We start from the raw sequence: 26,472 nt of genomic DNA, 5'->3' as shown, positions 1-26,472 counted from the left end.
CAAAGCACATGAAAAAAATTATAAAAACAATAATCTTGTTTGTCGCGCTTATGGTTTGCAACAGGACCTTCGCACAAACCAGTAAAACAATAACAGGAACCGTTGGTGATGGCAATGGCCCCATTCCAGCAGCCACTATTTTCGAAAAAGAGTTTACCAGTAATGGTGTTTCAACTGATGAAAAGGGGCGTTTTACTTTAAAATTAAGAGGCAGCCAGGCCGTTATCGTTGTCAAATCAGTTGGATATCTTTCACAGGAAATCAATGTGTCGGCAAAATCCAGCATCAGCGTTATTTTGAAAGATGATGCCAAAGGTTTAGAAGATGTGGTGGTTCTGGGGGTTGGGCAATCGGCTAAAAAGATCACTGTTACAGGAGCGGTAAGCTCAATTTCTGGTGAAAAAATCCGTCAGAGTCCATCTGCAAGCCTACAGAACAGTTTAGCAGGCCGTTTACCGGGTTTCTTTTCGCAGCAACGTAGCGGTCAGCCAGGTAATGATGGTGCTGCTTTTCAGATTCGTGGCATCAGTACTTATGCCGGTGGTACCACGCCATTGGTTATTGTTGATGATGTGGAGGTAAGTGCTGATCAGATCAGTTCTATCGACAATAATGAGGTAGAAAGCGTAACGATATTGAAAGATGCCTCAACCACAGCCGTATATGGTATCAGGGGGGCAAATGGTGTGGTAATTATCACTACCCGTAGGGGACAAAGTGGTAAGCCAGCTTTAAATGTAAAGAACGAAAGTGGTCTTCAGATGCCTACACAGCGTCCGGTGGTCAATTCGGGTTATACCACCTTAAATTTATTCCGCGAGCGACTGGCCGGTCTGTATAACAATCCTGCTACTTTATATCCAAATTTCTTTTCGGGAGATAACCTTCAGCACTACCTCACAAACGATGATCCTTACAATCATCCGAATGTGAACTGGTGGGACGAAGTGATTAAGAAGGTGAGTTTACAGAATAAGATAAATTTCGACATATCAGGCGGTACCGAAAAGGTAAAATATTTTGTCAACCTAGGTTACTTATACCAGGGCGGTTTATTTAAGGATTTTTCCGAAGGTCAGGGGTATAACTCCAACTATTTATACAACAGGTATAACTTCAGATCGAATGTGGATATTACCCCTAACAAAAATTTAAAGATCAAGATTGATTTGTCAGGGAAATTTGGGGTAACCAACGAGCCGAATGATAAACCCTGGAACAATGGCGGTACCATATTTCAATATTTATGGAACGGTGAGCTGTCTTCATTCCTCTATCCGATATACTGGCCAAACGGTTTAATCGCCAGCTCTGCCGCAACAGGAACCAAGCCTAATCCGGTAGCAAACTTAATGTATTCGGGTTACAACCGCAGTTATAACAACAATATCGCTGCAGCCACAAGTGCCAATCAATTGTTGGATATGGTTACGCCAGGATTATCAGCCAACTTCCTGGTATCTTATACCGGAGATTATAGTTTTACCCGGAATCTAACCCGCGCATCAAGCGAAATTTTAGCATATAGCTATGATCCGGCTACTCAGAAATACAACCCTACTACACCAAACCTCTACCGGATGGGGGTTTTAAGCAGGAGTACCGTTTTTAACAATACAAGGCGCACCACCACCATACGTGGAGGGTTGAACTACAACCGAAGCTTTGGAGATCATAATGTGAGTGCTGTGGCCCTGATCAACCAAACGCGTACCAACATTTTACCTGTAGGTACAACCACTGTTACTTTAATCGATCCATATAATATACAAGGTTTTACCGGTAAAGCTACCTATGCCTACAAGCAAAAATACCTGCTGGATTTAACTGCTGCTTATAATGGATCTGACAGGTTTAGCGAAAACAACCGTTTTGCCTGGTTCCCTGCGGCGAGTATCGGGTGGAATATCAGTGAAGAAAAATTTGTTAAGGACAATTTAAAGTTTATCAGCTTCTTAAAACTAAGGGCTTCTTATGGTATAACCGGGAACGACAATATCGGTGTATCAAGTTTAATTTATCAAAAAAGCTATTCAACTGGTGCAAGCGGTATTGTTTTTGGCGAAACACCACAGTCTTATACCGGTATTGTTGAGCCGACCCTTTCTAACCAAAATGTAAAATGGATGACCGTTAATGATTTGGATGTTGGTTTGGATGCTAAGTTTTTCGGAAGTAAACTGTCTTTAACCTTAGATTATTTCAATAAAATAACCAAGGATATTTTTACTACACCAGGTTTGGTGCCTGCATCTTTTGGTGCAACATTACCTCCATATAATTTAGGCCGCGTACATAATACCGGATACGAAGTCGATTTAACTTATCGTGATAAAATCGGAGCTAATTTTGAGTTTTTCGTAAATGGAAATGTTACCTACGCTAAAAACAAGGTATTATACAGAGATGAGCCAGCTTTCCTTTATGATGGCTTGGCCTTAACAGGTAAACCGGTAGGGGCTGTTTTTCAGTACACTGCCGATGGTTATTATGAAAGTTTATCCGACTTATACAATGCTCCCCGTTTAGCGGCCTCGGTTCCATTATCCACCCTGCAATTGGGCGCTATAAAATATAAAGATTTAACAGGAGATGGTATAATTGATGCCAACGACAAGCAATACATCGGTAATAATAACCCAAATTATACAGGAGGTTTAAGTTTTGGATTTTCTTATAAAGGTTTTGATGTCTCAACACTGTTTCAGGGTTCATTCGATTACATCATCAACATGAACAGGGGGGCGTTGGCTTACGCACGTCCGGACCGGGTTTCGGTTCCCTGGAACCTGGGCAGATGGACACCGGTAACGGCAGGTTCAGCTTCATTTCCAGAGCTTTCGGGAAGTGCGCAAAATGGTTTTGATGGTTCGGGAAACTACTGGTCTACCTTCTGGTATGTTCAGGGCGATTATATCAGGTGGAAGAATTTTGAAGTGGGCTACAGGATTCCTTCGTCTTTTGCCAGGAAACTACATGTAAATAATATCCGTGTTTATGCCAATGGTTATAATATGGGCATCATTTACACTAAAATTCCATCATTTATCGATCCTGAATCAGCATTAACGGCATCAGCAGGTGAATATCCTCAACAACGCGTATTGAACTTCGGGATACAATTTGGACTATAAATTTAAAAGATATGAAAACTAAAATATTTACAATAGCAATCGCATTATTAGTCGGGATGTTGTTGTTCTCCTGCAAAAAAGGTGGTTTCCTCGATTCACAGGTGGAAGTGCTTTCGGAAGAAAATGTATTTGCCGATAGTACAATGACCTTTAATTTTCTTAACAACATTTACTGGAACACCGGTTTGGATATTCATCCTTACCGGAATACCATCGGCGGTTTCTCTGGCGGTGGCCCGGGTACAAGTGACTGGAATGATGCCTTCGAAACCCTAACATCTAACGCAGCCAGTGGTTTTTCAGGGCAGGATGCTTTTTTAAAGGGTACATCAACCAGTTCAAGTCATCCTTTGCTGGCCATGTGGACTTTGATGTACAAAAAAATCAGGGCAGCAAATAAATTTATGGCCAATGTGCCTAATTCGCCTATTTCGGCAACGAGAAAAAAAGTTTTGATTGCGGAAGCCAGGTTTTTAAGGGCATTTTATTACCAGATGCTTGTAAGGTATTATGGCGGCATACAATTGGTGGGTGATGATGTGAGCGATGATTTTCCAACTTATGAATATAAACGTAATACTTATAAGGAATGTGTAGACTACATCGCTGCAGAATACGATAAGGCGGCGATTGATTTGCCAAGTGCAGCTACATTGGAAGCCATAAATTATGGTAGAGCTACTTCAGGAGCTTGTAAGGCCTACAAAGCAAGGTTGTTCGTAACAGCAGCAAGTACATTGTTTAATGGCAGTCCGGCAAGTACTGATGCAACAGTGCGTCCCTTTATATGTTATACTGCTAATTATGATGCCACGCTTTGGCAAAAGGCAGCTGATGCTTGTAAAGCCGTGATGGATTTGCCAGAATATACACTGATTGTAGATAATGCAACCAAAGCAGGTGATGGCTTTTTTAAACTATTTACTAGCGGTAGAAAAACCAGTGAGTTTATTTTCGTTTACAACCTGGCCCTTGCGGCGGCTAATGCATCCGACACCAACGGAGGATTAGAACGTCCCTTTTTTCCATGGTCAATTACGGCCAGGGGAGCAGGAACTACCACCGTTATGAATCCAAGTCAGAATGTGGTGGATGCATTTGGAATGGCAAATGGAAAGTTGATCAGTGATGCTTCATCAGGATTTAATATTTTAGATCCTTATAAAAACCGCGATCCAAGGTTCTATAATTCTATTATTTATAATCAGGCTACCATGACGAGTCGGTCTACAACGGCCTTAACCACAATCAATATTTATACTGATGCCAATAACAATCCCGTAGGCGATGGTATCCAGCCTTACCATACCAAAACCGGTTATTATACCCGTAAAATGTGTAATGATCGCTTGCCCTTTGCCAGCTTAACTGTTGCACGAGCCCTACCCATGATGCGTTTAGCCGAAATGGTATTGGGCTATGCTGAAGCTTTGAATGAACTGGGAAGAGTAGAAGAATCGGTAATAGAGGTAAATAAAATCAGGAACAGGGCTGGTATTACCGCTGGCTCCGATAACCGCTACGGCATTCCTGCAGGAGTAACACAAGATCAGCTAAGAACTTTGATCAGAAACGAATATCGGGTTGAGTTCTATGGCGAAGGCCATTGGTACTACGATACACGCAGATGGAAAACAGCTGAAATTACGGAAAAAGGCAACTTGTTACTGGCCAAAGCGAGGCAAAATGCAACAGGTAGTCCATATCCTTTTGCTTATACCTACGAAAATGTATTGTCGATGAATTTCATAGCACCTGCCATGTATTTTGTGCCAATCCCATTGAGTGAGGTATTGAAATCAAAAGGATTATTGGTACAAAACCCGGGTTGGTAAGTGAGTTTGGCATTCATCAGGTCGTCATTGCGAGGAGGAACGATGAAACAATCTTTTATACTTGCAGATTTTGCTTGAAGATTGCTTCGCCGGCTGAAAAACCTTTTCGCAATGACGAACCCAATATGAAATAATGAATCTGGATGACTAATGAACTAATGACCAATGAACCGTTGACCAATAAACAATTGCCAATCAGTTAACCGATTAACCCACACAAAATGACTTCAACAACCAAAATCAGAACACTCGAGCCCATTATATTCTATTCTGGTAAACAGGATGAATTACAGATTTTTTTGAACGAAACCGAATTTGGCGAACTCATCATTATTTCACTTTCTGACGATCAGCTTTTGGTGAAAGAGGTATTATTAGAAGAAACCAACGAAAAACTGGAATGGAAACAGGATCGAAAAGGGCTGCGGATTTCGGTACCTGAAGGATTACAAAAAAGCGGAGGAAATATGGGGCGTGCATTGAAAGTAATGTTTTAGTCGGAAGAGTCGTCATTGCGAGGAGGAACGACGAAGCAATCTTTCGTGCCAGCGATTCTTATAAAAAAGATTGCTTCGTCGGCTGAAAAAGCCTTCTCGCAATGACGACTCTTGGAGACTTACACATCGCCCCGGAACTTCTCTGTCACTAATATTGATTTTTATGCAACAAGTTATTCCTCGAAATGACGGAAATGCATGACTAATAAACCAATTGCAAGTGAACGAATGAACTATTAACCAATAAACTAATGACAAGTGAACGAATGAACCATTGACTAATGAACCAATAAACAAATCAACCATAAAAACCATTAACAATGAAAAACAAAAAACAACTTTGCTTTGCCTTGCTTTTGACAATTTCGAGCGGCATTTTAATGAGTAGCTGTAAAAAAGCCCAGGTTTCAGAACCAGAAACCAACCAGGCAAAATTAACCAAATCGACGCTAAGCTCTACCACGCCTGGCTTTGTAACCAATACCAAAAATCTTAACATTGTCATGTTTGTGCCTACCGATAATCCGGCGCTTCCTGATTACAAAACCAGGTTGACGACATTGTTTACGCATTTTCAAAACTGGTTTCATACCGAAATGTTAAGGTACGGTTACGACAAATATTTGGGATTAGCCAGGGTTGATTCTACCAACCTCATTAAATTCATAGAGATTCCTGCCGCAGGACCACAGGCAGATTATCCTTATGATTCGAGCATATCAGGAAGCAAAATCCTGAATGAAATAAATGCCTACAAAGCTACGCATGCGTCAGAATTTTCCAATTCTTCCCACATGCTCATTTTATTGCCACAGCGAACCGATGGAGGCGGGCAACCATTTTACGGATTGGGTAAAAATTGCTTCGCACTGGATAATGTAAATATGGCGGTTGATAAAATTCCGAATCCTAACTCTAACTATTTGGGTGGAATGTTGCACGAACTTGGCCACGGCTTAAATCTTCCGCACGATCATGCTAAATATGCCTCAGAAGAGCCTACTTTAGGTACTTCTTTAATGGGATCCGGAAACGTAAGTTTTAGCAAAGGTCAGCCTACATTTTTAACCGGGGTTGATGCGGCTATTTTAAACCGCAACGAGGTTTTTCAAAATCCATTACCTATAGAAATACCTTACGAAAGTGCTACCACTACAATTAATGCCAATGCAACGTTCAATAGCACGACTCAGGCCTTCAACTTATCGGGTAGTTTTACCAGCAACAAAGAGGTTACCGACATTTTAGTTTATATGGATCCCAACGTAAACAACGAAGGAACAGGGGTGAATAAAGATTATAATGCCGTTACCTGGAGGTTTACACCTGGAACAGGAAATACCATTGCCGGAAACATTCCATTAAGCGAACTTTATTATAAAACTAATGAGCCTTATGAGTTAAAAGCCAAACTTCTGCTTAAAAACGGAAACGTAATTACCCAAACTTATACCTTTTCTTTTTTAAATGGTGTACCACAGATCGGTGCAAACGGTTCAGCTAAATTTTTCCAGAATGCCAGTTATGGAGGTTATGGCATATCATTACCTGTTGGCCAGTACACCACCGCCGATCTGATCAGCCGTGGCATTAGCAATAACGATGTCTCATCAGTTAATGTAGGTTTAGGGGTGAAAGTGATTATGTATGACGGAGATAACTTTACCGGAAGCAGCATCGAGTTAACCTCTTCGAGCAGTTATGTTTCTACTTTTAACGATAAAGCATCATCCATAAAAGTGATTGCCCTTTAATGATTATATTTATAACAGGCTGATGATAAACGCTTCAAATCCTATTCAAAAATGAGAAAAACGCTTTTTTTAAGCCTGTTGTTTGCACTGTTTGCCGAGCTATTGTTTGGGCAAACAGTGCAAAATAATGCGTTGGAACAGTTTAGAGAGGAAAAATTTGGCATGTTTTTACATTGGGGACTGTATGCCCAAACTGCGGGCGACTGGAAAGGCCATAAAGTTAAAGGTGGAGAGCATTTTATGCTTTATGAGCGTATTCCCGTACAGGAATATGGAACCATTGCTAGTCAGTTTAACCCGATAAAATTTAATGCAGATGCATGGGTAAAACAGGCCAGGGAAACTGGTATGAAATATATTGTTTTTACGGCCAAACATCACGATGGTTTTGCCATGTACAATTCGGCCAGCAGCGATTATAATATTGTAAAAAAAAGCCCTTTTAAGTGCGATCCGATAGCCGAACTCGCCAAAGCCTGCAAAAAATATAAAATTACCCTTTGCCTTTATTATTCTTTGGGCAGAGATTGGCAGGATCCCGATGTGCCCACCAACTGGCCGGTAAAAGCGGGCAGGAGCAATACCTGGGATTACCCAAATGAAGATGCAAAAGTGTTTAACCGCTATTTCGAAAGAAAGGTTAAACCACAGATTACAGAACTCTTAACCAGCTACGGCCCGATTGGCGTACTATGGTTCGATACCCCCGAACTGATCAGTAAAAAAGAAAGCGCCGAACTTAAAGCTTTAGTTAATAAACTGCAACCAAACTGTTTGGTAAACAATAGAATTGGAAATGGATATGGCGATTTTTCAATTTCAGAACAATCATTAACGCCCTCATCAAAACAAGCATGGGAATCCTGCTTAACCATCGGACAAAACTGGGGTTATAACCGTCACGATAGCCTTTGGAAATCCCCGGAAGTACTGGCCCGTCACCTGGTAGAAGTAGTGGCTAATGGCGGTAACCTCTTATTAAATGTTGGCCCCAAAGGCGATGGAACTTTTCCCGATTGGGCTACCGAAAGATTAAAAGCGGTTGGTAAATGGATGGATGTAAACCACGAAGCCATTTACAATAGTCATCCCTGGTTAGTGGTGAAAGAAAATACCAGGGAAATAAATAACAATGTCAGTATCGAAGAAAGTAAAAGCGCCATTAAAGATGCAGTTTTTGATGGTACACCCAAAAATATCGTCCCTGACGTGTATTATACCAGCAAAGATAAAGTGGTATATGCTTTTTTAAGAAGCTGGCAATCAGCAAACGTAACACTCAAACAGATTAATAAAAATAAAATTAGCATTAAAAATATTGAATTATTGGGCAATAAAAACAAAGTTCGGTGGGCGCTAAGTGATCAGGAACTGAAGTTGAACCTGCCAGATGATTTTAAGAAAAAAAATATAATTCCTGTTTATGTATTAAAAATAACGACCAATTAATGAGGTTTTTATATCTATCATTTATACTATTTATTTACACGGATGCACTGGCGCAGCAACAGGCAGCCATTATCCCTATGCCTGTAAATTTTATTGCCGGCACGGGCTTTTTCACCCTGAACAGCAAGGTTACTATTGCTTACAATAGCGATCAGTTAAAAACGGTTGCCTATTACTTTCAAAATGAACTGTTGAGCCAGAAAGGGATCACTATACAACAAAAAAACGGATCGGCAAAGATCATGCTGATGCTAAAACCAAAGAAGAAAAAAACCGATTCGAGCGCTTACCAGATCAGCATTAAAACCGATCAGATTATCATTTTAGGAAATCATCCACAAGGGATTTTTTACGGTTTAATTTCAGTGCTTCAGCTCATGCTAACGAGCAAAAACAATCAGCTTCCGGTTGCCGAAATAACGGATGCACCTGCTTATGGTTGGCGGGTTTTATGTTGGATGAATCACGTCATTTCTTTGGTAAAGAGAAAGTAAAATCCATTTTAAACTGGATGGCTTTTTATAAACTCAATACTTTTCATTGGCACTTAACTGATGAGCCTGCCTGGCGTCTGGAAATTAAAAAATATCCCAGTTTAGCACTCATTGGGGGCATTGGCGATTATCTGAATCCTGATTTTCAGGCACAGTTTTATACCCAGGCCGATATTAAAGAAATTGTCGCTTATGCGGCCGAACGTTATATTAAGGTGATCCCTGAAATCGATATGCCCGGACATGCCACTGCAGCCAATAAAGCCTATCCCGAATATTCCGGAGGTGGTTCGGCAGGTCATCCCGAATTTACCTTTAATCCCGGATTGGAGAAAACGTACACTTACCTCACTGATATTTTAAAAGAAACCAATGTGCTTTTTCCCGCTGCATTAATTCATTTGGAGGCGATGAAGTGAGTTTTGGTAATGAAAAATGGAATAGCAATCCGGATATTTTAAAGCTCCGCGAGCGCGAAAACCTGAAGGACAATGCTGCGGTAGAAAATTATTTTATGAAACGAATGGCTGATTCCTTATATCAGCTCAATGCCAGGGCTATTTTTTGGGATGAAATGGCCGATGTCGGTCTCCCCAAAGATAAAACCATTATCTTCTGGTGGCGACAGGAAAAACCCGAACAACTCCGTACCGCTTTAAGCAAAGGCTACCCAACGGTTTTATGTCCAAGGTTACCCTTATATTTCGATTTTGTTCAGGATAGCACGCATCAATATGGCCGGAAATGGAATAAATTATACAATCCCATTGAAAAGGTTTATGCGTTTGACGCAAGTGCTTATGCCGAAAATGACAGGGAAAAGTCACTCATTTTAGGTATTCAAGCCAACCTTTGGACAGAAACAGTAGATAATAATGCCCGTTTGGATTACCTGCTTTTTCCGCGGATTGCGGCGCTGGCCGAAGCTGCCTGGACACCTCAACAAAAGAAAGATTTTAAAGTTTTCAGCAATCATTTAAATCAACATTTATTGCTTTATAATAAAGCTGGGTTATATTATTATGATCCTTCAAAAACATTGCTGCACCCCGAAATTCCGGTAAAAAGAAAGAAACCATTGAACTATAAAGATTAACACGCACAAAATTTGAATATGAAAAATAGATTAAGGTATTTATGGCTTGCAATTGCTACAACAGCTGTGGTAAGCCATGCAAATGCACAGTGGACAGGGCCCAAAAAACAACCTGCCGAAAAAGTTGAAGTGAAATATGGTACTTTAACACCACCTCACCGTACCGATGCCGATATGCAGGCTTTTCGCAGTTATGGCTTAGGCCAGTTTATCCATTGGGGAATTTATTCTATCGCCGGTAACGAATGGAATGGAGTGAGTGCAAGGGGAGGCGCAGCTGCTTCTGAATGGATTCGTTCATGGGGTGGACCAACAGCACCGAAAGATTGGACAAACACTTACGATAACCTGTACAAACAGTTTAACCCTAAAAATTTTGATGCCAAACGCTGGGCCAAACAGGCAAAAGACATGGGGGCGAAGTATGTGATCTTTACCACCAAACACCACGATGGTTTTGCGCTCTGGCCTACAAAATATTCTGATTATAATATTTCAGCATCTCCTTATAAAAAAGATATTGTAAAACAGATTGTAGATGCTTACACTGCCGAAGGCATTGATGTTTATCTCTATTTTTCTATTCTGGAGTGGAACAATCCAAATTATATGGGCAAAGCCCCAAAAACGGATGAAGAAAAAGCAAAATTTGATAAATTTCTGCAATATACCCGCAACCAGCTCTTAGAACAGTTGGATAATTATCCTAAAATTAAAGGTTTCTGGTTCGATGGTACCTGGGATGCCTCATGGAAAAGTGCTTACGAATTTACGTACAACCTGGAGAAAGAACTCCGTGAAAAACATCCGGGTTTGATCATTGGTTCCCGTTTCCGTAACGATGAGCATGGATCACGTCATTTCGATTCAAACGGCAATATCCTGGGTGATTATGAGCAGGGCTGGGAACGCAAACTGCCTGCCGAATTCGAATGGTTAAACGGTAATGATTGGGATGCGGTAATGACCATTCCGCCAAATGGCTGGGGATATATGAAAGATTGGTCGGGCATTTATACTAAAAACACTGATGATTTATTGGATATGCTGATGCATGCTGTATCGATGAACGGTAATTTCGTGTTAAACTTTGGTCCGGATGGAAATGGAAACATGCATCCCGAAGAAGATAAAATTGCAAAAGAGATCGGCGAATGGATGAAACTAAACGCTGAAGCGGTTTATGGTGTTCGTCATGTAGCATTAACACCTTCTAAACTGGGTTATTTTACCCAAAAGGGAGATAATTTGTACTTAACCGTATTTAACAGACCTGTAAATGGCATTGTGCGCATCGCAGTACCTAAAAATGCCACACAGGTTCCGGGCACAGCTGCGCTTTTAATCGGTGATAAGAATTTAGCCTTAAAGCAATCGGATATCGGGTTGGACCTTGATAAAAATACTTATTACGATGTTACATTACCAAAGGATTTTCAAGCCAGCAGGGCCTTTGTAATCAAAATGAAACTGGTAGCGCCCAAGGCAAAATCAGCAAAACTGATGGATGCGAAGATGTAGTAAAAATTGTCCGTCATTGCGAGACACGAAGCAATCCTGCAACTAATGGCAGGAAAAAATAGCGGAAGCATTAAGATTGCTTCGTGCTTCTCAAACGCGATTCCTTATATAAACCAATAATACAACTTGAGGAATACAAACCTCAATTATACAGTAGAATGAAGATAGATACTTTAAGATTTAAAAAATCACTTTTAATTACCCTGTTTACCATAATGGCAGGCTTTTCATCAGCCCGGCAACAGGCCAGGATTACCTTACCTTTTAATGCCGATTGGTTATTTAAAAAAACAAAAGACAGCGCCGCCACCAAATGGGATAAAGTAACCCTTCCACATACCTGGAATGCTGTGGATATGCAAAACACCAAAAACTTTTACGAAGGCGAAGGCATTTATAAAAAAGATTTTGTTTTTGGAAACGAGTACAAAGACAAACGTCTCTTTTTAAAGTTCGAAGGCGTAGGACAAACTGCCGAGGTTTATGTAAACAATAAACTGGTTGGCAAACACAAGGGATCTTACAGTGCTTTCTGTTTAGATATTAGCTATGCGGTAATAATTGGTAAAAGTAACACCATTATGGTGAAGGCAAACAATACGGCAAAAAGGGATATTATCCCCGTAAACCATTTCCTGTTCGGTATTTATGGCGGCATTTATCGTTCGGTTGAACTTATTGCAACAAATAAACTCAACATTACCACTACCGATTATGCCTCGCCCGGGATTTATATCTCGCAGAAAAATGTTTCTGAAAAATCGACAGATATTTCGGTTGAAGTTAAAGTAGAAAACAAATTAGCCACTGCAACGGATGTGTCGATCAAAACCACCATTTATGATCAGGTGGGGAAAGACATAGCACACCAAACAGAAAATTACAATGTAAATACCCAGGGCAGGCAGGCTTATATCCAGCAAATGACTGTTCAAAACCCAACACTTTGGGATGGTTTTAACAATCCATATCTCTACAAGGTAGTTACGCAGCTTATTAAAGATAATCAGGTAATTGATGAGGTTTCGCAGCCATTGGGCATCCGTAAGTTTGAGCTGGTGGCCGGAAAAGGCATGATGCTCAACGGAAAACGTTATAACATGTATGGTGTTTCGAGGCATCAGGACCGCTGGCAATATGGCAATGCCTTAAGCAATGCGCAGCATAAAGAAGATTTGGATATCATTAAAGAAATGGGCGCTACCACCATCCGTTTAGCGCACTATCAACAATCAGAATACCTTTATTCGCAATGTGATAGCATGGGTTTTATCATTTCGGCCGAAATTCCGTTTGTAAATACCTACACAGGCGAAGAAGGTGAGAATGCCAAGCAACAGTTAATGGAGCTGATTAAACAGAATTACAATCACCCCTCTATTTATTTATGGGGTTTACATAATGAAGTGTATGGCAAAACGCCAGCCGATTTCCCTGCAGTATTAACCCGCGACTTAAATGATCTGGCCAAACAGATTGATCCTTATCGCTCTACCATTACGGTGAGTGGTTATGGTGAGATGGATCGGCCGACAAACCTAAACGCCGATGTGCAGGGCATGAACCGGTATTACGGCTGGTATGAAGGTAAAATAGGTGGTTTAGACAAATGGGCCACAGATCTTGAAGCGAAATATCCGAACAATAAAGTTATTTTATCAGAATATGGTGCCGATGGCAATATTTTGCACCAGCAGGAGCAGGCCGGTTTAAAAGATACCTACAATTACACCCTGCCCGATTATCCGGAAACCTACGAAACGAAAACGCATGAAATCCAATGGCCCATAATAGCCAAACATCCTTACATTCTGGCTTCTTATGTGTGGAATATGTTCGATTTTGCCACCCCGATGTGGAATCGTGGCAGCATGCCCGCCCGCAATATGAAGGGCCTGGTAACCTTCGACCGCAAAATAAAGAAAGATGCTTTTTACTGGTATAAAGCCAACTGGAGTAAAGCACCTGTACTCTATTTAACTGAAAGAAGGGCGAAAATACGCAAACACCAGGTTACCGAAGTGGTGGTGTACTCGAATATCGGTGCCCCAAAACTATGGTTAAACGGAAAAAAAGTAAATGCCGAACCTAAACTGGTAGATGGCAATGTGTTATATAAATTCGAAAATATAACCCTTAAAAAAGGTACAAATACAATTGAAAGCACGGTAATAAAAGATGGCAAAACCATAAAAGATAACATCAGCTGGGATTTCAGATAAAGATTTAAATGTAAGCCATGGTATGCTGGTTTGATTAGAATGTCCAAAATTTACCATAAACCGTTTAAATAATCAGATTGGTTACCTGATATTTTGCGGTAATTACATTTATTTGGTTAGTTAATGATTGCGTAACGATGGATGTTGTTGCGCAATCTTAATTTAAATATTCGGATTTTTTTAACCGCAAAGTTCGCAGAGAATTGGGCGCAGAGGTCGTAAAGTTGGGGTGTGATATAATACGGGGACGGATCGCGATGAATATTCCGTGTTTTCCGTGAATCCGTGGCTGTTCTTACCACAGAGTTCACAGAGAAAAGATAACAGAGTATATTGAGTTGGGCCGTTAAGTAAATGTAAATGCGATCGTCACTCCCGTGCAGTCAGGAATCTTAGAGCGCATTGCATTACGATTATCTTCGATGAGTAATCGTGATTCCTTGGTTCGTGTTTCAACCTACCACTTGCGTTACCCCCGGTGTTGGCGCACGCGTACCGCGTGTGCATTTTCATTTCAAGGTTGCATTTCTTTTAATTTAATTAGCCCCTTACATTACAACAATCTTTAATACTATAATACTGCCAAATTAACAAAGACAGATACAAAAAGACTTTGATTCACATACTATCAGGTGTTTTCTTTTGTTATTTTTTATTTAAGTGATTGCTGATGTTACGATCTCTTAAAAAGAATGGAATTAATGGTTTTGTTATAATTTCACAGTCGGGATAATTGCGCTAGCGAGGGGGGTGGAGTTCCACTATTCTAGATCTGCACCTATCGGTGGTGCCTCTTCATGCAATTTTGCTATAATCTCTTTCATTTTAGGCAGGCCGAAATAGTTGTGCTGCTCAATTATTTTAATTACCTCGGGATGCGAAACCGAAAGATTATATAAGGATGAGCCTGCGTTATTCCATACATCTGATGATGCTAGAGATTTATATTTTTCTATAGCAGGGTTTTCGATATTGGCAATGTTGGCTACAATTTCAGCTTTTTCTACTTCAGTGAATTTTTTGGAGGGATCTTCTTCGAAGATTTTATAGCTAGGATCCTTTGCATCTCCATCGTATAGTGTATACATAAAGCTTCCAAGTGCATAAATGAAACGATTATCTGTTGCACTAGTGTTGCCTTCAACATATTTCAATAAGCTCTTTCTAATCTGCAACTTGCAATCCTTATTCTTAATAAAAAATAAAGAAGCTATAAATTCTGGGAATTTAGTATTCTCTTTATAAACTGAATCTAATACCATTTTGTTGATTTTTGGTTCTTTGTCATAACCATAATCAATAAGTAGTTTGCTTAAAATAAATTGCTCATTATTAAAAAGCCAAGCTAAGCTTGCTTTATCATTATTGAATAAATATTTATTTCTATGAATAATATAAGGTTCTATATTGATTTTATATGTATTATCTTTGTTTATTTTAATCAAATATTTTAAAGGTACAAACTCGAAAAAAAGATGTTCTTTTCTCAATAAATAATAATTTTGTGTGTATGCAAAATCTTCGAACTCATCTTTAATTAAGCTTTTATAATCATCATTTTGCCTCCCAAAAAGGGTAATATATTTATCTTTAACATGTATTTTATAATACTGATTTTTTAAGTTATCAATACAAAATAATTCTTTAATTTTTTGATTAAATACTTCGTCGGTAATAGATCTAAAACCACTACTTTTTAACCCTTCAAAGATTATCATTGAGGATAATTCTAAATCTCTAGCTGTTAAATGATATGGATTTTCAAATGATAGTTCATCACTTTCTATTCTTTCTTGATCTTTTAAATGTTTTTTGATTTCTTCGAGTAGAGTTATTGGCATGTTATTAGCATATGTTACTTGATTTGTTGTCGGAAAATTTTGTTTTGTCTTGTTCTTACAGCTACTTGCAATTAATAGCAATAGACATGTGAAAAATATTTTGTTTGTTTTCATACTGTATTAGTAAGATTATGTCGATTTATTTTCTTTTTTTGGCAATTCTTTAATGTTATATTTTTTATTTATTTCTGCAGAACCCGTATATATATCACTATCCTTCAGTTTATCAGTGTCTTTGATTTCATAGTCTGCTGGTATGTAAAAGCCTTCGAACGTTTTAGTTACACCGTCATATGTAAATGAGTTTCCGTAGCTGCTAAATCGAATAGAATCTCCTTGATTTCCTCCAATCAAGATAAAACGACCGTTTTTAGTTTTACCGTATAAAAAGCCTGTATGTCCCTTACCTGAACCATTTGTTGCTTTATATATGACCATACATCCGTAAATAGCCTTTGGTATCTTTTTATATTTATAATGATTGACAGGTGTAAGTGATAATGCAGAATTAGTATAATTATATGGCTTTTGGGTCTTTGGATTTTTTGTTTTACTAATACACCAGTTCATAAATGCAGCACACCATGGTCCATTGATACCGTCGGTTGGTTCGGCTTTAATTGTACAAAACACCAGATAGGATTTAGCTTTTGAATACATGGGGTCCGTACCTTCATCACAACCCTTCATCGCTTTTGCTTCTTTGAGAGCTATTTCCATCCATGGTGCTCGGTTACTTATTATTTTTATTTCGATTTCTTCCCAATCACAATCTTTTACTCTAAATATTTTCGAAGTAAAATCATCAAATGCATCTTGCTTTTGGATATAACTGTTCGCAACTTCATTACCAACGCCTGCAGAAACATCTTTGGTTTTCGGTTTACCATTACTCATCCCTATCAACCCCTTCCATTTAAAAAAGGCCATTGAGGTTAATACAGCGATTTTAATATCCTTCGAAACAATGTCAGAATTTTTAAGAATATCAGTTTTTTCATATTTTAAAGTATAGGCATTTGCTTTGGTATAATTTTCCCTTCCGGTAAGCTGGATCAAACCTTTGCCCCTGAAATTCCAGCCATCGCCTTCCTGGGTATTTCCGACCCTATTATTTACACTTCGGTTTTTATCGGCATAGGCTAAATTGGCTATCGCCTTTTGATCCGCCGCATGGTCTTTGGTCCGCCCGTATTTATAAGCATCTTCATGATGTTTGGTGAAATAAGAAAACGGGGGACTGTCGCGCTCGCCTGTTTTTTTATTCAGGTTGCCATTGATGAGTGTATCAGCACTATAATTCATGCTTTCACCACTTTTTAAATGTAATTTAGTGCTTGATTCGACCCTGATCTGGGCAAAGAAATGTGCTTTTACCCAGCAAGTATTCATGCCAAGTTCTGCCATATATTTATTGTAGGTATTGGCAACTGTTGTGAGTATTTCATTATCTGCATCTCCAAATATCTGTTTCAATTCTGCAGGGGTAATATCTTTATTGCACCTTGGGCAGCTGCCGCTATTGTGTCCTTCCTGTCTCCCAATCCCCACCAGCACCTTACCACCATTTGCGGGTACGTCATTTTTAAAAGCCACCAAGGTGTTGCTGATGCCAAAAAACTCCATTTCTTCGATCACGGCATAAAAACGGTGCAGTTTTTCGCTATAACTTTTTTCCCAGCTTTTGGCCAGGGTAAAATCAAATTCAACTATGCCGTCAGGGTTTAAAGGATATTCTTTATGATGTACCAACGTGTCTTTTCTCAGGTTATCCATGCCTAAGCGACTTTCTTTACGGTATATTTTTACGGAGATATTCTTTGCACTCAGGTTCCGGGTGCGGATGCGGCATTGCATCTTACTGCCGTACAAGGCCTGTATAACTGCTTTACCTTCGGTTAAAAATTCAATGCTTACAATTTCTTCATCCGTAACCAGTTTTAGTTTTTGAAGGGGCTGGGGATATTCCCGTTTAAAATTTCATATTTTTTATCGGCAGCATGGATCTTGAAATAAAATTCTGTTCCTTCTTTTAACAGTTTTGAATATTGGGCGGCATGTGGTACAAAAGCATATTTTCCGGTATCCAGTATCTGGTTTTGGGGCACCTTAAAACCGTTGATGATATGTATGGCTTTGGGCTTACCTTCGCTATCGATATAGCCGTATTCCAGGTTAACGGTTATGCCCTCTGCTGCTTTAAATTTAAGGTAAGCGTGGTTTTTTTCTCCCCAGCCTGTTTTTGTCTTTTTGCCTCCTTCGGGTATTCCCATTGTGCGAGTATAAGCTCGGGCTGAGCAACGGTTATTTTAACCGATACCTTTGCGCTTGGTTGTACCAGATAGGCCTGTACCGTATATTCGCCTGGTTCTTCGAAATGATGGCTTACCGTTTCACCTGTTTTGGTTTTAAATGCTTCAACGGGTTTGCCTTCATTGTCTTTACAAATCCATTTTACAGCAGCACTTTCTTCGGGAAGGGCAGGCAAAACCTTAAACTGGTCTTTTACGCTAAATGTGACCGATTCTTTTATCCTTGTGCTTTCAACAGAAGCGATGACCGATGTAAGCCCGTTCTTGATGGCCTGTATTTGCTCTGATTGTTTTGGAACACCATTAAAACAGGCTGATACTATGTAGGAACATTCATCATTACAGATTATCTGTGTAATGTTCCCGGTAAGGGTTAACAGGGTAGGTATGCCCGGACCACCTGTTTTGGTTACTTCCCAGCTAATGGTGCTGATATCGCCAGGTACAGGCAGGGCTGGAAAAAGGCTTTTAAGCCTGAATTCTATAGGTACCTGGATCCTCACTTTAGTTTTTCCATCAACTGTGGTTACGGTTTCGATCCCGTTTTCTTTAACTGTATAAGTTTTAGTTACTTTTTTATCGCCATTGGTTTTGCCATAAGCCTCGATGAGGTATGTCCCCGCTTTTTTGAAAGTGATAGTGATGGTTTCTCCTGCATCGCTCCGCAATTGCATGGGCTCGCCGTTTATGTCGTAAACTACCCAGTTTACACCCTGTTTTTCTGCATCGCTGGGCTGTCCGTTAAACGCTGCCTTGAAGGTAACAGGGCTATTGATCGGTTGCAGTTTACTATAGGTTAATGGGGCAATTGATTTTACTGTTGCACCGTCTTCGTCCTCGTTTTTTGCCACAGCAGTGGTATAAATTAACTCCTCTGTAATCAAAGGACCATCAGCTGCCCAGTTGCCTGCTTTGGCATTTTCCAGTTCACGGGAAGTAATATTAACCTGTTGACCATGCTGTACAATTTTTATATTTCCGCCTTTGGCCGTGCATATTGCCGTACTTTTGTCGGTTAACACATAAGCGCCATTTGGAAGTTCTACTTTTTCATAATAATCTTTCCATTCCAATTTTGCCGTGCATGGCACGGGTTTGCTTGGATCTGGTACTTTGCATTGGCCAAAGTTCAGGTTGAGCAATTTATTTTCTAAAGTGGTTGCAATCAGTTTGGTTTCACCGTTATCGTTGATCACGTATTTATTATGGCTAAGTACTTTCAATGGCTTGGGCGAAGAATCGACCGCTTTATCGCAAGTACATTTTGCACCATGGCATGCCAAAATCTCGGTAATTTCTGTTTTTGGTATGGAGCTGGCCGAGTCTTGTGTGGCAGGCTGCCCTGATACCTTTGGGATATCGGAAACTTCAATATCAATGATATGATCTTTATCATTAATTGGTTCAGGATCTGTGCTCCAATTCATTTTGGTTATATTTAATTGGTTGTTATTTGATCTTAAAAATTTAAATCAAGTAATTACTTAAGATCATTAGGCAAAAGTTAAACCACAGATTTTGTATTGGCATTAATGGTTCGGTGTATTGTTTTTTATATAAGCTACTATGCAGCAAAGCCTTTAATTAATAACCATTAACCTATATTTTTTGAATGTTAATTTTTTGAAGAATAATGATATTATTGGGGACAGCAAAGATGAAGTGTGGGCATTTTTCCCCATATAATTTTTAATGGGAAATTATTTCCACAGTTTTTTGTTTTTAAAATCAATTAACAAGGCTGATAACTTAACTTAATCTTAATATTGGAAAGCTAAATTTGCGCTCAATTGTTATGAGAAAAAAACTACTTTACCTGCTTTTATTGGTTCCTTATTTTGGTTTTGCGCAAGCACCATCAACCGCATTACTGGGAACAAAAACACTATACCTACCAAAGCAAACGAAATTTACACCTGTACCTGGCGGTTACAAAGCTGTGTACATCAACTTTGTGGGCAGGCATGGTGCCAGGCATTTAACCAAGGATATTAAACTTTCTTATGCCTACGCTACCGTATCAAAAGCGGATAGTTTAAATGTGTTAACCACGGCAGGGAAAACTTTAAAACAGTTTATCTTAAACCTGGGCAAAGAAGAAGAAAACCATGTGGCTTCTATTTCCGAAAGCGGTGCAAACGAGTTAAGGGGCATTGCTGAAAGGATGTTCACGAACCAGAAAGATGTTTTCACTTCAGACGAGAAGGTTTTGGTTTCGACAACTAAAAAAGGACGTACAAAAGAAAGTGCGGAAGCTTTTCTGGCCGGACTTAAAACCAAATCGGCTCCTTTAAGCCAGAACATCACTTTTAATTATGCAGATGATGACCACCTGCGTTTCTACGATTTTTCTAAAACCTACGATGAATTTAAAGAAAACGGAAACTGGACAATTGCTTATCAAAAACTTGCTAAGGCAAAAAAACTAAATGATATTGCCAACCGTTTTGCCCAAAAGTTCTTTAAACCCAATTACCTGGCGAAGTTAAGCCAGACCGATAAAATCAATTTTGTAGAAGATGTTTATGGTTTCTATACCATTCTGAATGCGGTAAGTGCCGAAATTAAAGCAGTTGGTTTAAGCCCGAAAGACCTCAATTTTAAAACTTTTTTTACCCCGGCAGATTTAGCGGCACTAAATACTTTGGGCAATGCTGAAGACTTTTTAAAGAAAGCCCCGGGTTTAAACAATAACGGCATCCAGGTGAGGGTAGCTGCACCTTTACTGGCTGATTTTATCAATACGACTGATGCTTATCTAAAAAACAAACCTGTTATAGCCGATTTGCGTTTTGCGCATGCCGAAACCATTGCGCCTTTCGCCGCATTAATGGGCATACATGGTGCAGCAGAGGCTACCAACAATATTTTAACCTTTGAGCAGGTTTGGAAAGCCGAAAATGTAATCCCTTTCAGTGCCAACATCCAGTGGATTGTTTATCAAAACCCAACGAATGGAACACATTTAGTAAAGTTTTTATTGAATGAAAAAGAAGTTGCCATTAACGGTTTAAGCACCAAAACCTTTCCATATTACAACTGGATAGCTGTAAGGGAACATTACCTCAAAAAACTGAAAACGCTTAACTTGGGTCTTCAGGATAACATGCACGAATATTTACTAAAGTTAAAATAAAGGTAACCACGGTGCAGATTCCTTAATAAAATCACCATAAAAAATTAACATAAACTTAATCTGTTTAGGTGTTAGTGTTAAAGTTCGAAGAGTTCCTTTGCGGGTAAATAAAACCCTGTATGAAGAAACTCTTACTCACACTTTTTAATGTGATTTTATGCCTCGTTGCACTTGCCCAAAACAATGGTACAGTAAGGGGCATTGTAACTGATAAAGATTCAAAAGAAACCCTGATAGGTGCTACCGTAACGCTTAAAAACGAAAAGAAAACTTTTAAGCTTGCTGTAAGTACTGGCCTTGACGGAAGTTATGTTTTCAAAAACGTGCCTGCCGGAAAATATGAGGTGGAAGCCAAGTATATAGCTTATAAGGATGAAGACAAAGATTTTGACCTTAAAGCCGGAGAGGTGAAAATTATTTCACTCCAGATTGAAAGCAAATCGAGCAGTTTGGACGAAGTTAAAGTATCTGGCAAATCTGATGAGGGTAGTGATTATAAATCGCGCTCCATCGAACGTAAATCCGATCAGGTATTAAATGCAGTTTCGGCCAGGGCCATCGAAATTTCTCCCGATTTAACCATTGCCAATGTTACCCAAAGGGTTTCGGGCGTATCCATCGAAAGAAGCAATAATGGCGAAGGCCAGTATGCCATTATCCGTGGTATGGACAAACGTTATAACTATACCCTGGTTAACGGCGTAAAAATCCCAAGTCCGGATAATAAAAACCGTTATGTACCATTGGATATTTTTCCTGCCGATATAGTGGATAGGATGGAGGTTTATAAATCTTTAACTCCAAATCTGGAAGGTGATGCCATTGGTGGCGGAATTAACCTGGTTTTAAAAGATGCACCTGATCGTTTAACCATCCGTGCTAATGCGGCAGTTGGTCTTGCAGGTACTTTTGCCATTAAAAATAACTTTACCGCTTTCGATCATTCGGGAAGTGCCAGTTCATCTCCCCGTATTGCCAACGGAAACAATTACTCGGCAAATATTTCAGATTTCACTAACGGAGGTTTTAATTACGAAACCAAACATACCCCTGTTTCGACCGTTTTTGGTTTCAGCATTGGCGGTCGTTCAGCCAATAAGAAATTTGGTGCATTGGCAGCCGCAAGTTACCAGAATACTTTCCGTGGAACGAATACCATTTTTTACGATACCGATGTAGACCGTGCCACTAATGAACCTGCTTTAAAAAGTGTGCAGAGCAGAAGTTACAGTATTCAGCAAGAGCGTACCGGTTTGCATGCTAAATTGGATTATAAATTTAATAAAGATCACAAAATAGATCTTTATGCCTCTTATATGAACCTGGCTCAAAACCAGTTCCGTTTTCAAAGCGATACTACTTTAAATTTAGGTAGGGTTGGTGCAGGTACAGGTCGTGTAAGCAATACTTACAGAAGCAGCCGTGTGGTGCAACAGATTTTTAGCACCAATTTACATGGTGAGCACGAACTGGCTGATCATTTAGATATGAACTGGTCGTTGGTTTATGCAAAAGCTGATGCAAATGAGCCAGATCGTGCTACTTTGAACATTGTTACCGGTAGAACAGCAATATTAGATGCAGCTGGCAATAAAATCGGTGCTACGCAAAACCCGGCTTTGTTTAACTCAACCGGTGCAGCACAATCGCATGTTTGGGCAAAAAATGCTGACGAAGATAAAACCGCCTATCTGAATTTTATCTATAAACCAAAAATCGGTGATACCAAAGTAGAATTTAGCGTGGGTGGTATGTACCGCGATAAAACCAGGACCAGCAGTTATGATGATTATTCGTTAAAACTGGCTGGCAGCACTACACAGGTTTACGATGGAAACATCAACAACAATACCTTTATGGTACAAACTGTTGGAGGGTCGCCAAACGATCCATTGAACTATAATTTTAAAGAAAAAATTGCTGCAGGTTATGCACAGTTTAAATTTACGATCGGCAAATTACAGACTTTAGGTGGTGTGCGTTACGAAAATACACAACAAAATTGGGTAACTGCTGCCAAAGTTAACCAGATTGTTGGTGCCGTTGGGTCGAAAGAATATGCGGATCTATTGCCAAGTTTAAACTTTAAATATGCATTGGGAGATAAACAGAATTTACGTTTATCTTATTACTCGGCCATCAGTCGTCCTGGATTTTACGAATTAATCCCGCATACAGGCGGCGACCCAGATGCAGATTACCAGGAACTGGGAAACCCGAACTTAAAACGCATCACTTCTGATAATTACGATTTAAGATATGAGTTTTTTCCAAAACAGTTAGATCAGTTATTGGTGGGTGTTTTCTATAAAAACATCAAAAACCCGATCGAATTTGCCCTGGTAAACCAGGCTACCAGTGTGTTTTATACTGCGGCAAACTTTGGTAACGCCTCTAATTATGGTTTTGAAATGGATTTTACCAAATACATCAATAAATTTGGTTTCCGTGCAAACTATACTTTTACCGATTCTAAAATTACCACAACCAAAACGGTTTTGTATAGAGATGCTGCAACTACTTCTTTAACACAACGTACCGAAGAGCAAACCCGTCCTTTACAGGGCCAGTCTAAACACATCGGTAACTTATCATTGTTGTTTAAAGATGCCGTTTCAGGTTTAGATGCGCAATTAGCTGCCGTTTATACTGGTCCGAGGATTTATACCGTATCACCTTATCTTGATAACGATATCTGGCAAAAAGGGACGGTTACCTTAGATCTGTCAGCAGAACAGAAAATATCGAAAAGCTTTTCGGTTTACGTAAAAGTAAACAACCTTTTAAATACCCCATCAGAACTCGAAATCAGAAGACCTTATCAGGTAACTACTGCTACTGTTAATCAGGATGTGGCTAATCAAACCGTTGGAGAGAACGTTTTCATCCGTAAAGATGAGTACAAACAATTTTATTTATTGGGCTTACGCTATAAATTATAAGATCATGAAAAATATTCTAAAATCAGTATCCATTTTCGGATTGGTTATTTTACTCGCTTCATGTCATAAAGATGAACTATTGACCCTTTCAGTCCCTGTAATTCAATCAGGATCTTTAATTACTTCCGAAAATCTTCCGGGGGAAGTATCAAAGGAACCATGCAGGCCGGAAAAACCTATTATTTTGATAAAGATATCACCGTAAATGATGGCGATACCTTATTGATGCAAAGTGGCGTTACTTTAATCGCTGTAGGTGATGGAACGAAAGATAAAGCGCCTCAAATCACGGTTCATGGTACTTTTATTAGTTTGGGTACCAAAGAAAAACCAAATTACATCACGGTACAGAATGCTGCAACCTACCATACTGAAGCTAATTCAGCAAAGTATGACAATGTGTTCAAAGGCTCATGGGGTGGTATTTTAGCCAGCCCGGCACCTGTTACAACAGCTAAACCCAATCCAAAAGGAGGCGATGTAATTATCAAATGGACGCACATCGAATTTGCAGGTGCGGCATCTTATGGTAACGACGCATCGATATATAAAGACGGCGATGCCCGTTATACCATTTATTTCGCCAACATTGAAAAGGATTTCATTTTGGAAGATAGCTGGGTTTTTGGCAGTGCAGATGACGGAATCAGAACGGTTGGTGGTAAAATATCAATCATGCGGAATACTTTCGAGCTTTGTGGTAAAGCAGGTGGAGAGTGTTTTAACATGAAAAGCGGAACGGTTGGCGATTTAGCTTACAATATGCTCATCGGTTCGGCAACCAACGCACTTAAAGCCTCAAACTCCGGAGCAACCACCATTCAGTGTAATGTAAATATGTACAACAATACCATGACCAATTGTGGTTTTCGTCAAACTAAAACCGGCCGTGGCGGATCAATCAATTACGAACAGGGCGCAAGAGGTTTAATTTACAACAACCTGATCTCGAACTGCCGTTTTGGATTAAGGGTTACCACTGATGCCGATCAGGTAAACATTAAATACAATAACCAATATTACTATGGAAGCACTTCGGGTATATTGGCACAGTTTTTAGCGAGTGACGGGGTAGCGAAAGCACAATCAGCAGATATCAAAAGCGCTACCGCAAAAGATAAAAATCCATTGTTTTTTAGCTACAATGCCGATCAATACGATTTTACCGCAAACCCTGGTCCGATAACAGCATCGCTTATGCCAGCTTACATTACTACAGTTGGAACATCTAATTTTGGTTTACAGACCGGTTCGCCAGGGCGTAACAAAGCCAAAACAGATTTTACGCCAATGGCTGCTGTTAAAACTACCGGTAACTTTGGTGCTATTATTACCCCTCCGGGAAGTGATATTGGCGCTTACCAAACCGACGGAAGCGGAAATCAGCATTAATGCTTAGATAAACTAAACTACTTACTGGCCTTAGCATCCCGCTAAGGCCTTTTTTGTTTGTTTTTGCCACGGAGGCACGTAAAACATGGAAGGCTTTTTGAATATAGATTTTGCTAAAGTGAAATCTTCGAACATTCAAAAGCATTGAGCTCCGTTACTATTAGGTATTTTAATAAAAAGGGTCGTCATTGCTAGGAGAAACGACAGCCTGCCCCGATTTCTCGGGGAAGCAATCTTTTATACTTGAGGACCTTGCTATCAAGATTGCTTCATCCAATGAAGAATTGGCTTCGCAATGACGATCTCTCTAGATGTATTATTTCCTAAAAATTTTCTGCGTTTATATTGATTTTATGCAATAGATTAAAGTTAATAATGAAAATCTTTTCGACTTGTTATTCCCATTTTAACCCCATCCCTTAATATTCAATTAAAATTACAGGCCTTATTTAACTATTTCATAACCCTATCTCCTCATCTAGTTAATAGCTTCATTTCATCTTTGTAAACAGAATATCAGGATCAAGCTCCTGATAGATAATCCCGAGGTGAATAATTAAGCTAAATGATATGAGATTGGTTTCATGTGTAGGTCTTTTAATGATAATACCGGCAATTGCACTGTTAACCCACAGCAATGAGCCTCAGGTTAATAAATTAGGTACTATTGAAGCGCATCAGCAAAATAATGTTGGAGCTATAACACCTAAAAAGACATCACTAACTGATTCTGCTCAGCTTTCTAAAACTGATCAATTGCCTGCTCAAAATCAGCTTAATTTTACGGCGAAAAGTGCTGTTAAATCCACTCCCGTACTCACCGATAGTAAATAAGCATTATTGCTTT

The 26,472-nt window shown here is 39.5% G+C and carries 16 protein-coding genes and 1 pseudogene; 13 read left to right on the top strand and 4 right to left on the bottom strand.

The window, feature by feature from the left end; genetic code table 11:
• Positions 1–8: 8 nt before the first annotated feature.
• The 9 genes and pseudogenes from H9L23_RS11895 (at position 9) to H9L23_RS11860 (ending at position 14,002) form a co-directional block, all read left to right on the top strand.
• Positions 9–3,134 (top strand): SusC/RagA family TonB-linked outer membrane protein, encoded by a 3,126-nt coding sequence (locus H9L23_RS11895; protein ID WP_187595157.1) that lies wholly within the window; start codon positions 9–11, stop codon positions 3,132–3,134.
• A gap of 11 nt (positions 3,135–3,145) precedes the next feature.
• Complete coding sequence (locus H9L23_RS11890) at positions 3,146–4,969, top strand: RagB/SusD family nutrient uptake outer membrane protein (protein WP_187595156.1); 1,824 nt, start codon at positions 3,146–3,148, stop codon at positions 4,967–4,969.
• Positions 4,970–5,190: 221 nt separating this feature from the next.
• Positions 5,191–5,466 carry a hypothetical protein gene (locus H9L23_RS11885; protein WP_187595155.1) on the top strand — a complete coding sequence of 92 codons (276 nt, stop codon included), beginning with the start codon at positions 5,191–5,193 and terminating at the stop codon, positions 5,464–5,466.
• A gap of 320 nt (positions 5,467–5,786) precedes the next feature.
• The gene (locus tag H9L23_RS11880) at positions 5,787–7,220 is read left to right on the top strand and encodes a zinc metalloprotease (RefSeq protein WP_187595154.1); all 1,434 of its coding nucleotides are present in this window, start codon (positions 5,787–5,789) and stop codon (positions 7,218–7,220) included.
• A 51-nt stretch (positions 7,221–7,271) separates the two neighbouring features.
• A complete protein-coding gene (locus H9L23_RS11875) occupies positions 7,272–8,669 on the top strand; it encodes an alpha-L-fucosidase (RefSeq protein ID WP_187595153.1) in 1,398 nt (465 codons plus the stop codon).
• Positions 8,669–9,163, top strand: coding sequence for a glycoside hydrolase family 20 zincin-like fold domain-containing protein (locus H9L23_RS26620; RefSeq protein ID WP_246474921.1), 495 nt, complete (start codon positions 8,669–8,671; stop codon positions 9,161–9,163). The genes H9L23_RS11875 and H9L23_RS26620 overlap by 1 nt, the downstream gene beginning before the upstream one ends.
• A pseudogene (locus tag H9L23_RS27085) lies at positions 9,121–10,259 on the top strand (beta-N-acetylhexosaminidase). The gene H9L23_RS26620 and the pseudogene H9L23_RS27085 overlap by 43 nt, the downstream one beginning before the upstream one ends.
• An 18-nt stretch (positions 10,260–10,277) precedes the next feature.
• Positions 10,278–11,780, top strand: a complete 1,503-nt coding sequence (locus H9L23_RS11865) for an alpha-L-fucosidase (protein WP_187595152.1) — start codon at positions 10,278–10,280, stop codon at positions 11,778–11,780.
• Positions 11,781–11,938: 158 nt separating this feature from the next.
• The gene (locus H9L23_RS11860; RefSeq protein ID WP_187595151.1) at positions 11,939–14,002 is read left to right on the top strand and encodes a glycoside hydrolase family 2 protein; all 2,064 of its coding nucleotides are present in this window, start codon (positions 11,939–11,941) and stop codon (positions 14,000–14,002) included.
• A 761-nt stretch (positions 14,003–14,763) separates the two neighbouring features.
• On the opposite strand, the gene H9L23_RS11855 is transcribed toward H9L23_RS11860, so the two are convergent.
• The 4 genes from H9L23_RS11855 to H9L23_RS11840 form a co-directional block, all read right to left on the bottom strand.
• Positions 14,764–15,957 carry a hypothetical protein gene (locus tag H9L23_RS11855; protein WP_187595150.1) on the bottom strand — a complete coding sequence of 398 codons (1,194 nt, stop codon included), beginning with the start codon at positions 15,955–15,957 and terminating at the stop codon, positions 14,764–14,766.
• A gap of 15 nt (positions 15,958–15,972) precedes the next feature.
• Positions 15,973–17,619 carry a hypothetical protein gene (locus tag H9L23_RS11850; protein WP_187595149.1) on the bottom strand — a complete coding sequence of 549 codons (1,647 nt, stop codon included), beginning with the start codon at positions 17,617–17,619 and terminating at the stop codon, positions 15,973–15,975.
• 164 nt (positions 17,620–17,783) lie between these two features.
• Positions 17,784–18,116, bottom strand: a complete 333-nt coding sequence (locus H9L23_RS11845) for a hypothetical protein (protein ID WP_187595148.1) — start codon at positions 18,114–18,116, stop codon at positions 17,784–17,786.
• Complete coding sequence (locus H9L23_RS11840) at positions 18,026–19,582, bottom strand: DUF4280 domain-containing protein (protein ID WP_187595147.1); 1,557 nt, start codon at positions 19,580–19,582, stop codon at positions 18,026–18,028. The genes H9L23_RS11845 and H9L23_RS11840 overlap by 91 nt, the downstream gene beginning before the upstream one ends.
• Before the next feature lie 368 nt (positions 19,583–19,950).
• On the opposite strand from H9L23_RS11840, the gene H9L23_RS11835 reads away from it, so the two are divergent.
• The 4 genes from H9L23_RS11835 to H9L23_RS11820 all read left to right on the top strand — a co-directional run bounded on the left by H9L23_RS11835 (position 19,951) and on the right by H9L23_RS11820 (position 26,459).
• Positions 19,951–21,291: a histidine-type phosphatase gene (locus H9L23_RS11835; RefSeq protein ID WP_187595146.1), complete on the top strand. Its 1,341-nt coding sequence runs from the start codon at positions 19,951–19,953 to the stop codon at positions 21,289–21,291.
• A 119-nt stretch (positions 21,292–21,410) separates the two neighbouring features.
• Positions 21,411–24,233, top strand: a complete 2,823-nt coding sequence (locus tag H9L23_RS11830) for a TonB-dependent receptor (protein ID WP_187595145.1) — start codon at positions 21,411–21,413, stop codon at positions 24,231–24,233.
• A 159-nt stretch (positions 24,234–24,392) separates the two neighbouring features.
• Positions 24,393–25,625: a hypothetical protein gene (locus H9L23_RS11825; RefSeq protein ID WP_187595144.1), complete on the top strand. Its 1,233-nt coding sequence runs from the start codon at positions 24,393–24,395 to the stop codon at positions 25,623–25,625.
• A 570-nt stretch (positions 25,626–26,195) separates the two neighbouring features.
• Positions 26,196–26,459, top strand: coding sequence for a hypothetical protein (locus H9L23_RS11820; RefSeq protein WP_187595143.1), 264 nt, complete (start codon positions 26,196–26,198; stop codon positions 26,457–26,459).
• The last annotated feature ends 13 nt before the right edge of the window (positions 26,460–26,472 follow it).

Origin of the sequence: Pedobacter roseus (genome assembly GCF_014395225.1) — a bacterium.
Taxonomy (GTDB): Bacteria; Bacteroidota; Bacteroidia; order Sphingobacteriales; family Sphingobacteriaceae; genus Pedobacter; species Pedobacter roseus.
This window is presented reverse-complemented; position numbering and strand designations above follow the sequence as displayed.